This is a genomic window from Paenalcaligenes sp. DL 463, from assembly GCF_057475185.1.
On the sequence record NZ_JBYBKX010000001.1, the window covers coordinates 869,942 to 883,380 of the forward strand.

Consider the following 13,439-nt stretch of genomic DNA (forward strand, 5'->3'; position numbering starts at 1 on the left):
GACTTCGCCACCCGTAGTTTGTGCTTAATAAGGCTTTGTCGTGTTATTTGTTTCACATTCACCCGATCTGGACCATTGTGAATACCGTATCCGTATTGCTTTTAGCATTTATTTTGTCCGTTACTGGGCTCTTCGTTTTTATTTGGTCGTTGCGCTGGAGACTGTTTGACCCCAATCCACATGCCGCCAAGGAAATTTTCTCCGAAGGTGAGATTGGCCAAGTAGATGAGCCATCCGCCACCCCCGAGCAGCGTCAAGCGTTGCAAGATGAGATGGGGCAGAAACCTCCTCTTGAGCCGCAGGCCCAAAACACCCTAAGTCAAGAATTAGCCGAACGCATTGACGCCGACCGCTCTTCAGCGTTGGTGGCGTTTTTGTTTATTGCCTGTGCGGTGGTGTGGCTAGTCGTGGGCTCGGTCGCGGGCTTAATTAGTTCGATTAAGCTGCATTCGCCCGACTTCTTGGTCAGTGAGGCATGGACCACCTTTGGTCGTATGCGTACGCTGCATCTGAATATCATTGCCTATGGATGGGCGCCGATGGCGGCCTTTGGCGTGGCCGTCTGGATGTTGCCTCGCTTGCTAAAAACCCGCCTCATCGGTGCTCGGTTTGCCTTGCTAGGGGGCATGCTTTGGAATGCTGGCCTTATTGCAGGGCTAGGGTCAATTGCCGTCGGTATTAATGATGGAATGGAATGGCTAGAGATGCCATGGCAAGTGGATATCTTACTTGTCATCGGTGGTGCATTGGCTGCTTTGCCCTTAGTGTTCACGCTGCAAAACCGTCGTGTCGAGCATTTGTATGTCTCGATTTGGTATATGGGTGCGGCCCTGTTTTGGTTCCCAGTCTTGTTCTTGGTGGGCAATATGCCAGCCATTCATATCGGGGTAGAGCAAGCCACGATGAACTGGTGGTTTGGTCATAACGTGCTGGGTTTGTTTTACACGCCGATGGCGCTGGCTGCGGTTTACTATTTTCTGCCTAAAATTATTGGTAAACCCATCGTTTCCTACAACCTGTCGTTACTCGGTTTTTGGGGTTTGGCGTTTTTCTATGGCCAAGTCGGCGGACACCACTTAATTGGGGGGCCGGTACCTGGTTGGATGGTCACGCTTTCTATCGTGCAAAGCATGATGATGATTATTCCGGTGTTAGCGTTCTCGATTAACCAACATTTAACCTTGTCAGGCCATTTCCGTACGTTGTTGCATTCACCGACGCTACGTTTCATTGTGCTGGGTGGCATGATGTACACCGTGAGCTCTGTGCAGGGGTCCTTCCAAGCGCTTCGCAGCATTAATACGGTTGCTCACTTTACACACTTCACCGTCGCGCACGCTCACATTGGCTTGTATGGTTTCTTTACTCTGGTGATGTTTGGCGCGATTTATTACGTGATGCCACGTGTGTTGGCATGGGAGTGGCCTTACCCCAAACTGATCTCGTGGCACTTCTGGCTGGTGCTGCTCGGCTTCGCTGTGTATGCCATTGGTTTAAGTATCGGGGGTTGGTTGCAAGGCTTGTACATGTTGGATGCCGCTCGTCCGTTTATGGATTCAGTCAATGTCACAATTCCCTACTTACAGTCTAGAACCGTGGGTGGTGGGTTGATGACTATAGGGCATTTGGTTTTCGCTTTTCACTTTGTAGCGATGGCATTACGTTACGGTCGTCGCCGTGTGGGTCCTGCGTTGTTCCATCAAGATAAAGTTAGCGGCCACGTAGCAGGAGCACAGTAAAGATGCATAGCGAATATAAGTTACTTATTGGGGCCATGGTGACCTTGGCCTTGGCGACGTCAGCGCTGGTAGTGGTGCCGCACTTACAAATATCTAAGGTAGAGCCGCCAGAAGGGTTAGAGCCTTACTCGTCAGCAGAGCTTAGAGGGCGTCAAGAGTATATTTCTCAAGGCTGTGTGTACTGTCACTCGCAGCAGCCGCGCAGTCAGGCTCAAGCTCCTGATTTCCAGCGGGGCTGGGGTAGAGCGTCGGTGGCAGGTGATTATTATTACGACAAGCCCCATTTGTTAGGCACAATGCGTACGGGGCCTGACTTGCTCAATATCGGCGCTCGTCAGCCTAGCGTAGATTGGCAGTTGGGGCACTTGTATCAGCCTCGTGCTTATACACCGGGCAGTAATATGCCTTCTTATCCGTATTTGTTCGACGTAAAAGACGAGGCGGAAGAGGGGGATAAAGTGGTTAACTTGCCTCCAGGGTTTGCGCCTGAAGGCAAGGTTGTGGTGGCAAAGCCTGAAGCCCTAGATCTTGTGGCTTACTTGCTCGCCCTTGACCGCACTTATCCTATTACCCCCTCGTACGGCGTGGTACGTGATTAATTACAGGATGCCTACGTGGCACCCTGTTGTCAGGGCCACCGGAGATGACGAATGACAGATAAAAACGATATTCAACCGCAGTTGCGCGAAAAAAGTGATCCCCAAGAGCAGGGGATGCCGGTTCCGATGGTAGTGTTGCTAGTGATCGGTGCGTTGTTTATGTGGGGCATGTATTACATATTCTCGGCTGACTTACGTAATCCGGCCGCTGTTGGCGATAACCGTATTGCTGCTGATTTTCGTATTGATGAAAGTGGAGAAGTAGACGGAGCCCAACTCTATACGGCGCACTGTGTGGCCTGTCACCAAGCGACGGGGGCAGGGGTGCCGGGAGTGTTCCCGCCCATCGCTGGGTCAGAGTGGGTGGTAGGTAAGCCAGAGGTGCTGGCGCAAATTTTGCTGCATGGGATTACCGGTGAGTTAACCGTGATGGGTAATACCTACAATGGCGCTATGCCCCATTTTCATGACAAGTTAAACGACGCCGAGCTGGCTGGGTTAATGAATCACTTGCGTACAAACTTTGAGAACAGTGCTGATACCGTGGATGCTGCTTTCGTTCAAGCGCAGCGTGCTGAAACGGCTGACCGCACTACACCCTGGAACGGTGATGCTGACTTAGAGGCGCTCAAGTAAGGTATACGTCATGCGTTTGCTGCTTTCGGTTTTGTTGGTGTGTGTTACGGCCTATGCTGCCCTACATCAGCTAACCGAAGGTTTTACAGCATTGACAGCAGAAACGGCCAGACGCAATAGCATTGCGAGTTCGCCTCGTGCCTTGCCAGAAACGCAGGTGTTAACGCGTGATGCTAGCGTACAAGATTTAAATGCGTTATTTCGTGACGATGGGCGTATGCTCATCGTCAATTTTATTTATACGCGTTGCGTCACGCTTTGTCTGGCCATGGGAACAGAGTTACAGCAGTTGCAAGCCAGCATGATAGAGCGTGGCCTGACAGAGCAGGTGCGTATTGTCAGTATTAGCTTTGATCCCAGCGATACGGCGGACCGGCTTCAGCGCTATAGCCACCTTATGCGCGCCCAGTCGGGTGTGTGGGATTTCTACACGCTGCAAAATACGGCACAGCGTGATGCCCTGCTGGACGCCTTTGGGATCGTGGTGATTCCTGCCCCTTACGGCGAATACGAGCATAACGCGGCCTACCACGTGGTGTCTTCAGATGCCCTATTATCACGTATCGTTGATTATGGTGAGGCAGAATATGCCTTGGCGTATGCGTTGCAACTAGCACAAAAGCGTGCGTTCTAAGTCTTGCGTTTTACCTAGCGACTAAGAACGACAGCACACAAACGATAGGGCGTTCAACACCATTAAGTACTGTTCTATCGTCTTACGAGGTTTAACGATGTTGCGCTTATCAGACCTTCATCCTTGGCGAGCCACTCTTTATGGTTTGCTTTCAGCATTGCTGTTTTTTGTTGCCGCCTGGGGCAATGCATACCTAACCCAATATATGTCTGTGCACATGCTAGTGCACATCCCCTTAATTATGGTCGCCGGGGCTTTTGCAGCCCTATCGTTGTCCGCTGCCCGTGCCACACGGCGCGGTGTCATTCAGGTTATATACCGCCTTTATCGTTATTTGAATAAATACGGCATTCCAGGGCTTTTGTTTGCTTCACTGGCTGCAGGGTATTGGATGGTGCCTAAGGCATTAGATGATGTGTTGGTCTCACATCCCATGCAGCTACTCAAGTTCGTCGTGTTATTCATTGCTGGCATGGTGTTGGTAGAATCATGGCAGCGGGCTCATCTTGTGCTTAAGTTGTTCTTCTTAGGCAATTTTTGTTGGATGGCCGCTATTGTTGGCGTAATGTATCAAGAAGAACCCGTCAGGCTCTGCAACTTCTATTTGCAAAGCGATCAAGAAATTGCGGGTATTGGGCTGGTTGTTATGGCGATAACCTTGCCATTGCTTTGGTTATTGTCCGAGATCAGAGCAGTATTACATTATTTAAAACAATAATATGGGCATGTTCACGTTTGTTTAAGGATTTGTATGTCTGAATCATCTCGTACAGCTGCGATGTCGCAGGAAAAACCCCAAGCTATTTCACACCCTGTTTTTGAGCGACGAGCAAGTCTGATGGACAATATGGTGACAGAATTAGGGCGAGCAATGCATGTGCTTAGCCGTTCGGCGTTAGCTACGCGGCCAAATCCTGCAGGACGAAATACCACAGAGGCTGCGGAAACCTTATCCACAGAGGAAATGCGACATATTAGCGGTTTGATGCGTGTGAATCACGTGGGCGAAGTGTGCGCGCAAGCTCTTTATCGTGGTCAAGCTATGCTTTGCAAAGATGAGCAAGTTAGAAACGTTTTTTACGACGCCGCCACAGAAGAGGTTGATCATTTGGTGTGGTGCGATGACCGGTTGAAAGAGTTGGGTAGTCGCCCTAGTATTTTTAATCCATTTTGGTACGCGGCGTCTTTCGGCCTAGGCGTGGTTGCCAGCCGAGTAAGTACGCCATACAACTTAGGTTTTATGGCTGAAACCGAACGGCAAGTCGAGCAGCATCTTGACGAGCATTTAAAAGTGCTTCCTCAGCAAGACTTACGTTCACGAAAAATCATCTCTCAAATGCGCGAAGATGAGATTGCGCATCGCACGACAGCCGAAGATCATGGGGCCAGTTCGCTGCCTATGCCGGTGAAGTTAGCGATGCGTCTCATGTCTAAGGTAATGACCACCACCGCCTACCGACTTTAAAAAGTGTCCACGCTATAACGCATTTATTTTGCTGGTATGGCAGCAATCTTCTGAATAGGGTATATTGAAACTAATGTTTGAATCTGACCACGTTGTGGATGACAGATTTAGGCCGTAGTTTGAGTAAGATGCTGTTTATAGGCTACATTTTTCGTTTTCTTACATTGTAGTCTTGCATTGCACAAAATTACGGTATACACTTTAGTTATTGGATGTTGAAAAGAAGCAAGAGTAATAACCCTAACGCTTCAAGGCTCAGGAAAACCCTTAGCAGCCCGACATGCCCCGGTTGTCTCCTCCACCCTCCTCCTTTGGTGGATTTACCCGAGATCTTATGATCTCGGGTTTTTTTTGCCTTGTAGAAAGCGAAACTTCTAAAAGCATCACGCCATCTTTTCATCACGAAAAATGTACAAAAAAAAGCCAAACCGTTTGTTAACGGCTTGGCATAAGGTGTTCTCAGCTTTTTATCGTAGCTTTAACTTAGGCTGGGATCGTGGCCACATGCAGTAGGTTAGTGCTACCACTGTGCCCAAAAGGTAGACCCGCGATAATCACAACGGTGTCGCCTTTCTTGGCAAATTGATGGCGCTCAGCAATATTTGTAGCGTGCAATACCATTTCTGATACGTCAGAGACGTGCTCGAAAGGTACAGCGTGTACACCCCAAGCAAGCGTTAGGCGCCGCGCCGTATCTAAGCTGGGGGTAAGAGCCATAATAGGCGCCGCTGGACGCTCACGGCTGGCTCGTAAAGCGCTAAAGCCACTCGTCGTGTAGGCAATGGTCGTGGCAGGCTCTAAGATGTCAGTAACGCGGCGTAAGGCGCAGCAAATGGCATCAGGTGTATTGGCTTCCGAAGGGATATGGCTTTGTAGTAAGCCTTTGGCCCATTCTGGGTCAGCTTCGATTTCACGAATAATACTATCCATGATGCCGACGGCTTCGAGCGGGAATTGTCCAGAAGCGGATTCTGCCGAAAGCATCACGGCATCAGCGCCCGAGTAGATGGCAGTCGCCACGTCAGAAGCTTCTGCGCGTGTAGGCACAGGCGAGGTGATCATGGATTCAAGCATCTGCGTCGCGACCACTACCGGACGACCATAGGTACGTGCCGATGTGATGATTTTACGTTGCAGCACTGGAACCGATTGAGGGGGTACCTCGACACCCAGATCACCACGAGCGACCATTACGCCATCACAGAGTCTGACGATTTCGTCTAGGTGTTCCATGGCAGATGGCTTTTCGAGTTTGGCCATAATCCAGGCTTTGTTCCCGATAAGCTCGCGAGCCTCGACAATGTCTGAAGGGCGCTGTACGAATGACAGCGCCACCCAGTCTACGCCCAGTGAAAGACCAAACTTTAAGTCGTCTAGGTCTTTAGGGGTCAAAGGTGAGATCGGCAGTACGACTCCCGGCACGTTAACGCCCTTACGATCAGAAAGCGGCCCACCCACGATTACGGTGGTTTCGGCATGATCAGCCCCAAAGCTATCAACGCGCAAACGTAGTTTACCGTCGTCTAATAGCAGGTCGGTGCCGACTTCAAGGGCAGCAAAAATTTCTGGGTGAGGAAGGTTAACGCGCTGGTTGTTACCCATGGCAGCGTCCAGATCAAGACGGAATGGCTGTCCGACCTCAAGTTGAACTTTACCGCCTTCAATTTGGCCTACTCGCAGCTTAGGACCTTGTAGATCCATTAACACCCCAATGCTTCGTCCGCTTTCTTTTTCCAGTGCACGAATCGTTTTTAAACGCTCGGCATGATCAGCCTGTGTGCCATGGCTGAAGTTAAGACGGAACACATCGGCTCCGGCTTCGAAAAGTTCACGGATGCGCTCGGGGGTAGAGCTGGTGGGCCCTAGTGTAGCCAAAATGCGGGCACGTCGCTGTCGTCTCATGTTTATCCTTTGTTAGTCTTCCGTCTCAAGCAAAGCCTTAATGCCAGCTTGAGCAATTTGAGCATCTTCAGGTGCCTTAACACCTGAAACACCTACTGCGCCAATAACGACGCCGTCTATGAGAATAGGTTCGCCGCCTTCGAGCGTGGAAATCGGCATAGCCAGCCCTGCGGTGCGACCGTTATTCACCATATCTTCAAATACTTTGCTTGGTTTGCCACTTAACGCACTGGTACGTGCTTTGTCGGGGGCAACCATGGCGCTCATTGTTGGAGCGCCATCTAAACGCTGTAGCCATAGAAGGTGGCCACCAGCATCACTAATAGCGATAGACACTGCCCAGTTGTTCTTCAGCGCTTCGGCTTCTGCTGCATTGGCAATGCGTTTTACATCCGCTAGCGTGAGTTGTTTGATTGTGTTCATGAGTGTTCCTTGTGCATTTTTAGTAGCTAGATAGCGGTAGCTAGAGAATTAAAATGGCTCGGAAATCATTGACGTTCGTTAAGGTGGGCCCTGTCATTACAGAGTCACCTAATGCCTCGAAGAAGCTATGTCCGTCGTTGTTATCCAAGCTATCGCGTGGGTGTATTTTCTTTTCCCAGGCGCGACGAATGGTGTCGGGGGTGCAGATGGCGCCAGCAATTTCTTCCTGACCATCTACGCCATCGGTATCACCTGCTATGCCGTACACATTATCGGCACCATTGAGTGATACTGCAACGGACAATAGGAACTCTACGTTTCTGCCACCACGCCCATCCCCTCGGATGGTTACGGTGGTTTCACCACCTGAAAGCAAGACGCAGGGCGCTTCTACGGGCTGGCCGTGTGCGCGAACACTGAGCGCGATGCCCGCCATGACTTTCGCGACGTCTTTGGATTCGCCTTCGATGCTGTCGCCCAGCAAGACAGGGTTCACGCCCGCTTTTTTTGCCACCTCGGCGGCGGCGAGTAAGGCTAATTGCGGCGTGGCAATTAAATGAGTGCTGACATTAGCGAGGCGCTTGTCGTCAGGCTTGATGGTTTCACCGTTTCCTGATTCAAGCAGTTCTCGTACTCCCGCAGGGATATCAATACTGTAGCGTCGGATAATGTCGAGGGCATCCGCGCAAGAAGTTGGGTCGCCCGCGGTTGGCCCTGAGGCGATATCCATTGGGTTATCGCCGGGAACATCTGAAATGAGCAGATTCACGACCTTTGCTGGATAGCAAGCCGCTGCTAATCGGCCGCCTTTGATGGCGGACAAGTGCCTGCGTACGCAGTTCATTTCGTTGATGTTTGCACCGGATTTTAATAAGGCGCGACTGATATTTTGTTTGTCTTCGAGCGTCACGCCTTCACCGGGTAGGGGAAGTAGCGATGAACCGCCGCCTGAAATCAAGCAAATGACTAAGTCATCGGCTGTTAAGTTGGCAACGGTGTTAAGTAACTCTTTGGATCCTTGAAGGCCTGCTTCATCGGGTACAGGGTGAGCGGCCTCAAGAATTTTTATTTGCTTGCAAGGTACGGCATGCCCGTATCGCGTGACGATAGTGCCCTCAAGGGGGCCATCCCAATTTGCTTCAAGCACTCTGGCCATTTCAGCAGAAGCCTTTCCTGCGCCGATAACGATTGTTCGTCCTTTGGGTTTTTCAGGAAGGAATGGGGGAATACAAGATTCAGGTTGTGCGGCTTGAATTGCTGCCTTGAACATGTTCTCGAGTAATTCACGTGGTGCGATATCCATCTAACAGGCTCCTTTACGGTCGACTAATGCTTAGGGTTAAAACTTGATACGAGTTGATCTGGCGGTATTGATAGAATTCAAAACACGCAGATTTCTTATTATTGGCGTGTTGCCCACGTAAGGGAAGCGAGCCTTAACTTATTAGGGAAAAAAAGCGGGCTAAGGCCCGCTTTTTCTGTGACTGAAGCTTATTGGCCGATTTCGTAATTAGCCATAATCTCTAGTGCACGCACCATAGCGGAGTGATCCCATGCTGCCCCACCATTGGCGGCGCATGAGTTGAATAACTCTTGTGCGGTAGCCGTGTTAGGTAAGGAAACACCGACCTGACGCGCTGTAGTCAGAGCGAGGTTCAAGTCTTTCTGGTGTAACTCGATACGGAAGCCTGGATCAAAGGTACGTTTAACCATACGCTCGCCATGAACTTCGAGTACGCGTGAGTTAGCAAAGCCGCCCATTAGCGCATCGCGTACTTTAGCGGGGTTTGCTCCGGCCTTAGCAGCGAGCAACAGCGCTTCGCCAACGGCTTCAATGTTAAGCGCTACGATGATTTGGTTAGCCACTTTAGTGATCTGACCGTCGCCGTAACCGCCAACCAAAGTGATGTTCTTGCCCATGAGCTCGAACAAAGGCTTCACGGTTTCGAAAACCTCGTCTTTACCACCAACCATGATGGTTAACGAAGCGGCTTTAGCGCCGACTTCGCCGCCGGAAACCGGAGCATCGAGGTATTCGGCACCAAGGTCAGTGATTTTTTTCGCGAACTCTTTAGTTGCAACAGGCGAGATCGAGCTCATGTCGACGACGATTTTGCCTTTGCTAAGACCAGCAGCCACGCCTGTATCACTGAACAACACGTCTTCCACGTGAGGGGTGTCAGGTACCATTGTGATGATGATGTCGGCTTGCTTAGCCACTTCGGTTGAGTTTTCGCAAACCGTTACACCGGCTTCGATAACACTTTTAGGTGTATCGCCTTGTGTGTAGGTGTAGAGCTCGTGACCGCCTTTAACAAGGTTGACTGCCATGGGCGCACCCATGATACCTAAACCAATAAATCCAACTTTTGCCATGATTAATTCTCCAGTACTGAATGACGAAAATAGAAGTACGTTTTTTAGTTAGCTAGGGCTTTAATCCAACCTAGACCATCTTTTGTTGCACCTGCAGGCTTGTATTCGCAGCCGATCCAGCCATCGTAAGAAGTGCTGTCGATGTATTTGAACAGCCACTCGTAGTTGATCTCACCTGTGCCAGGTTCGTTACGGCCCGGGTTGTCGGCAAGTTGAATGTGCGCAATGCGCGGCAGGTGTTTTTTGATCGTGTTAGCCAATTCGCCTTCCATGCGTTGTGCATGGTAGATGTCGTATTGGATAAAGAGGTTGTCTGAACCGACTTCGTCAAGCAATGAAGCCGCTTGTTCGGTGCGATTGAGGTAAAAGCCTGGAATATCAAAAGTGTTGATGGGCTCTACAAGTAAACGTAGACCCGCGTCTTTAAGTTTGTCGGCGGCGAAACGTAAGTTATCGACGAAAACTTGTTTCACTTTATCTGCATCAACACCGGTTGGTGTGATGCCTGCCAAGCAGTTAACTTGTTTGCAATTAAGTGCTGTCGCGTATTCGATAGCGCGGCCCACACCTTCTTGGAATTCATCCACACGATCTGGTAGGCAGGCGATGCCTCGCTCGCCGCCCGCCCAATCGCCGGCGGGCAGGTTGTGTAGTACCTGCGTAAGACCGTGCTTTTGCAGCAATTCTGCCAATGTGTTTTTATCGAAATCGTAAGGGAAGAGGTATTCAACACCTTTAAAGCCTGCATCGGCAGCGGCTTGAAAACGCTCTAAAAAATCGACTTCGTTAAACAGCATAGTCAGATTGGCGGCGAATTTTGGCATAGTAAAGCTCCTAGATAAAACGCAAATTATTCGGTGGGCAGTGGCAGGGTTGCGGTAGGCGCATCCGTAGCGGAAATGGCTAGCTCTTCGAATTCGTTCACGTTAAACAACTCTGTACCCATCGAGATGTTGGTTACGCGCTCGAGGATTAGCTCGACCACAACTGGCACTTGGAATTCTTTAATCCACTGACGAGCTTGCTCGAAAGCGGGTTGAATTTGATCAGGGGAATGCACACGGATGGCTTTTACGCCCAAACCTTCAGCAACGGTGATGTGATCCACGCCGTAGCCTTCAGTTTCAGGTGCATTGATGTTATCAAACGCTAACTGTACGCAATAATCCATGTCAAAGCCACGTTGTGCTTGACGAATTAGACCTAGGTAGGCGTTGTTAACAAGAACTTGAATGTAAGGTAGCTTGAACTGTGCGCCGACGGCGAGCTCTTCGACCATGAACTGGAAGTCGTAGTCGCCTGAGATAGCAACAACTTCTGCTGTAGGATCGGCAGCAACCACACCCAGTGCTGCAGGAATTGTCCAGCCCAATGGGCCAGCCTGGCCGCAGTTGATCCAGTTGCGTGGCTCGTACACGTGCAGGAACTGTGCTGCAGCAATTTGCGACAAGCCAATGGTGCTGACGTAGCGCGTGTTGCGACCGAACACTTTATTCATTTCTTGATAGACGCGCTGTGGTTTCATCGGCACGTTATCGTAGTGTGTTTTACGCTGCATGGTGCGTTTGCGCTCTTGGCATTCTTCAGCCCATGCCGAACGTTCTTTTAGCTTACCAGCGGCTTTAAGTTCTTTGGCAACATCAATGAGCAGATCCAGTGCAACGCCAGCATCGGATACGATACCGAAGTCAGGACCAAACACGCGGCCAATCTGGGTGGGCTCGATATCGATGTGCACAAATTTACGGCCTTTGGTGTACTCTTCGATAGAACCTGTGTGGCGGTTTGCCCAGCGGTTACCAATACCGATAACAAAGTCGGAAGCGAGTACCGTGGCATTGCCGTAACGATGCGCGGTTTGTAGACCCGCCATACCCGCCATGAGTGGGTGGTCGTCGGGTATTGTGCCCCAGCCCATTAGGGTAGGAATAACCGGCACACCGGTAAGCTCGGCGAACTCTTGTAGTTTTTCGCTGGCATTAGCGTTAATAACGCCACCACCGGAAACAATCAGGGGGCGCTCGGCAGCATTTAGCATTTCGATCGCTTTAGCGGCCTGCTCGCGAGTGGCGCTTGGACGGTATACTTCGAGTGGTACGTAGGTGTCGATATCGAATTCGATTTCGGCTAACTGTACATCAAGGGGTAAGTCGATTAGCACAGGACCTGGACGGCCTGAGCGCATTACGTGAAACGCTTGTTGAAACACGTAAGGTACTAAAGCAGGTTCGCGTACGGTTACGGCCCATTTGGTGACAGGCTTTGCGATGGATTCGATATCAACCGCTTGGAAGTCTTCTTTGTATAAACGAGCGCGTGGTGCTTGGCCCGTGATACAGAGCATTGGGATAGAGTCCGCAGATGCCGAGTACAAGCCGGTGATCATGTCGGTGCCGGCTGGGCCTGACGTACCGATACAAACACCGATGTTTCCTGGCGTGGCGCGGGTATAGCCTTCAGCCATGTGTGAAGCACCCTCGACGTGGCGCGCCAGAATGTGATTGAAGCCACCATCTTTTTTCATGGCAGAGTACAGTGGGTTAATGGCAGCACCGGGCACACCAAAAACGGTAGATACGCCTTCAGCGCGTAGTACAGCAGCCGCGGCGTCAATAGCTCTCATTCGGGCCATTCAAGTCTCCTAGGGTATCGAATCTAACTGAAAGTAGTTGTATTCATGATAAAGAGTGAAAGCCTAGCTAGAAATAGTGATAGCATTGCTTCTATCGATACTTGGAGTATTGAATGAGCCGATATACAGAAATTAGAAGTTTTGCCTTGGTTGCCGAAAAAGGCAGTTTTGCCGCCGCATCCGTTGTTGAGGGGGTAACCCCCGTTGTCATGGGGCGCCGCTTAGATGCGCTTGAGAAACGCTTGGGTGTACGTCTGATGCACCGGTCAACACGAGGATTAACCTTAACGGATCTTGGTGAGCAGTTTTTAGAACAGTGTCGCCAGATACTTAAGGATTTTGATGAGGCTGAGGCCGGAATTAGCGCACAGCGTAGAGTGGTTCGTGGGCATTTAGTGGTGTCAGCGCCCGCCGCCTTTGGGCGCCAACATGTGGCACCCCATGCTTTGCAATTTAAAGAGCGTTATCCCGAGCTAAAAGTCTCATTTAACTTTACGGATAGCGTGGTAGATCTCGTGCGCGAGGGCTACGACATGGCGATTCGCATTGGTGAAGTTACCGATCCTAACTATGTGGCAGTTAGGCTGTTTCAGAATCATCGGGTGGTGTGTGGAACCCCCGCTTATTTTGATCGTTACGGGATACCGCGTGTCCCCGAAGACTTATCACGACATAACTGCTTGGCCTTTAATTTGCAGGGTGGGCAACAGCGAGGTTGGACCTTTATGCGGGACGGTAAGCCTTTCGCAGTGCGCGTAGATGGTGATCTTGATTGTAATGATGGCGAGTTGTTGTATGGCTGGGTCAAGCAAGGTTGGGGCATCGGTTGGCGTTCTACGTGGGAGATTCAGGCCGAGCTAAAACGAGGTGAGTTAGTGACTGTTTTAGATGATTATGCGCTTCCTAGTTATGACATCCAGGCGGTCTATCAGCAACAGCGTTATTTGCCCGCGAAGGTTCGACGCTTTATTGATTACCTACGTAATATTTACAATAAGCCGGGCTATTGGGAAGGGGAGGCCAAACTGTAGGC

Annotated in this window: 13 protein-coding genes; 7 read left to right on the top strand and 6 right to left on the bottom strand. The window is 50.5% G+C overall.

Annotated features, from left to right (window positions below; genetic code table 11):
* The first annotated feature begins 77 nt into the window (after positions 1-77).
* From AC2UZI_RS04000 to coq7, 6 genes are all read left to right on the top strand, one after another.
* On the top strand, positions 78-1,739 hold the full coding sequence (locus AC2UZI_RS04000; protein WP_486942529.1) for a cbb3-type cytochrome c oxidase subunit I: 1,662 nt from the start codon (positions 78-80) through the stop codon (positions 1,737-1,739).
* Between the two features lie 2 nt (positions 1,740-1,741).
* Entirely contained in the window at positions 1,742-2,338 is a 597-nt protein-coding gene (locus tag AC2UZI_RS04005) for a cbb3-type cytochrome c oxidase subunit II (RefSeq protein WP_486942530.1), read from the top strand.
* 51 nt (positions 2,339-2,389) lie between these two features.
* A complete protein-coding gene (locus AC2UZI_RS04010) occupies positions 2,390-2,974 on the top strand; it encodes a c-type cytochrome (protein WP_486942531.1) in 585 nt (194 codons plus the stop codon).
* Positions 2,975-2,984: 10 nt separating this feature from the next.
* A complete protein-coding gene (locus AC2UZI_RS04015; protein WP_486942532.1) occupies positions 2,985-3,608 on the top strand; it encodes an SCO family protein in 624 nt (207 codons plus the stop codon).
* Between the two features lie 97 nt (positions 3,609-3,705).
* Positions 3,706-4,326, top strand: coding sequence for a hypothetical protein (locus AC2UZI_RS04020; RefSeq protein ID WP_486942533.1), 621 nt, complete (start codon positions 3,706-3,708; stop codon positions 4,324-4,326).
* Positions 4,327-4,386: 60 nt separating this feature from the next.
* A complete protein-coding gene (coq7, locus tag AC2UZI_RS04025) occupies positions 4,387-5,073 on the top strand; it encodes a 2-polyprenyl-3-methyl-6-methoxy-1,4-benzoquinone monooxygenase (RefSeq protein ID WP_486943709.1) in 687 nt (228 codons plus the stop codon).
* Positions 5,074-5,556: 483 nt separating this feature from the next.
* On the opposite strand, the gene pyk is transcribed toward coq7, so the two are convergent.
* From pyk to gcl, 6 genes are all read right to left on the bottom strand, one after another.
* Entirely contained in the window at positions 5,557-6,975 is a 1,419-nt protein-coding gene (gene pyk, locus AC2UZI_RS04030) for a pyruvate kinase (RefSeq protein WP_486942534.1), read from the bottom strand.
* Between the two features lie 12 nt (positions 6,976-6,987).
* Entirely contained in the window at positions 6,988-7,398 is a 411-nt protein-coding gene (locus AC2UZI_RS04035; protein WP_486942535.1) for a GlcG/HbpS family heme-binding protein, read from the bottom strand.
* 40 nt (positions 7,399-7,438) lie between these two features.
* Positions 7,439-8,701: a glycerate kinase type-2 family protein gene (locus tag AC2UZI_RS04040; RefSeq protein WP_486942536.1), complete on the bottom strand. Its 1,263-nt coding sequence runs from the start codon at positions 8,699-8,701 to the stop codon at positions 7,439-7,441.
* Between the two features lie 188 nt (positions 8,702-8,889).
* Entirely contained in the window at positions 8,890-9,774 is an 885-nt protein-coding gene (locus AC2UZI_RS04045) for a 2-hydroxy-3-oxopropionate reductase (protein WP_486942537.1), read from the bottom strand.
* Positions 9,775-9,818: 44 nt separating this feature from the next.
* Positions 9,819-10,598 carry a hydroxypyruvate isomerase gene (gene hyi / locus AC2UZI_RS04050; RefSeq protein WP_486942538.1) on the bottom strand — a complete coding sequence of 260 codons (780 nt, stop codon included), beginning with the start codon at positions 10,596-10,598 and terminating at the stop codon, positions 9,819-9,821.
* A 26-nt stretch (positions 10,599-10,624) separates the two neighbouring features.
* On the bottom strand, positions 10,625-12,406 hold the full coding sequence (gcl, locus tag AC2UZI_RS04055; protein ID WP_486942539.1) for a glyoxylate carboligase: 1,782 nt from the start codon (positions 12,404-12,406) through the stop codon (positions 10,625-10,627).
* Between the two features lie 113 nt (positions 12,407-12,519).
* Between gcl and AC2UZI_RS04060 the strand changes: the two genes are divergently transcribed.
* Entirely contained in the window at positions 12,520-13,437 is a 918-nt protein-coding gene (locus AC2UZI_RS04060; protein ID WP_486942540.1) for a LysR family transcriptional regulator, read from the top strand.
* Positions 13,438-13,439: the final 2 nt, after the last annotated feature.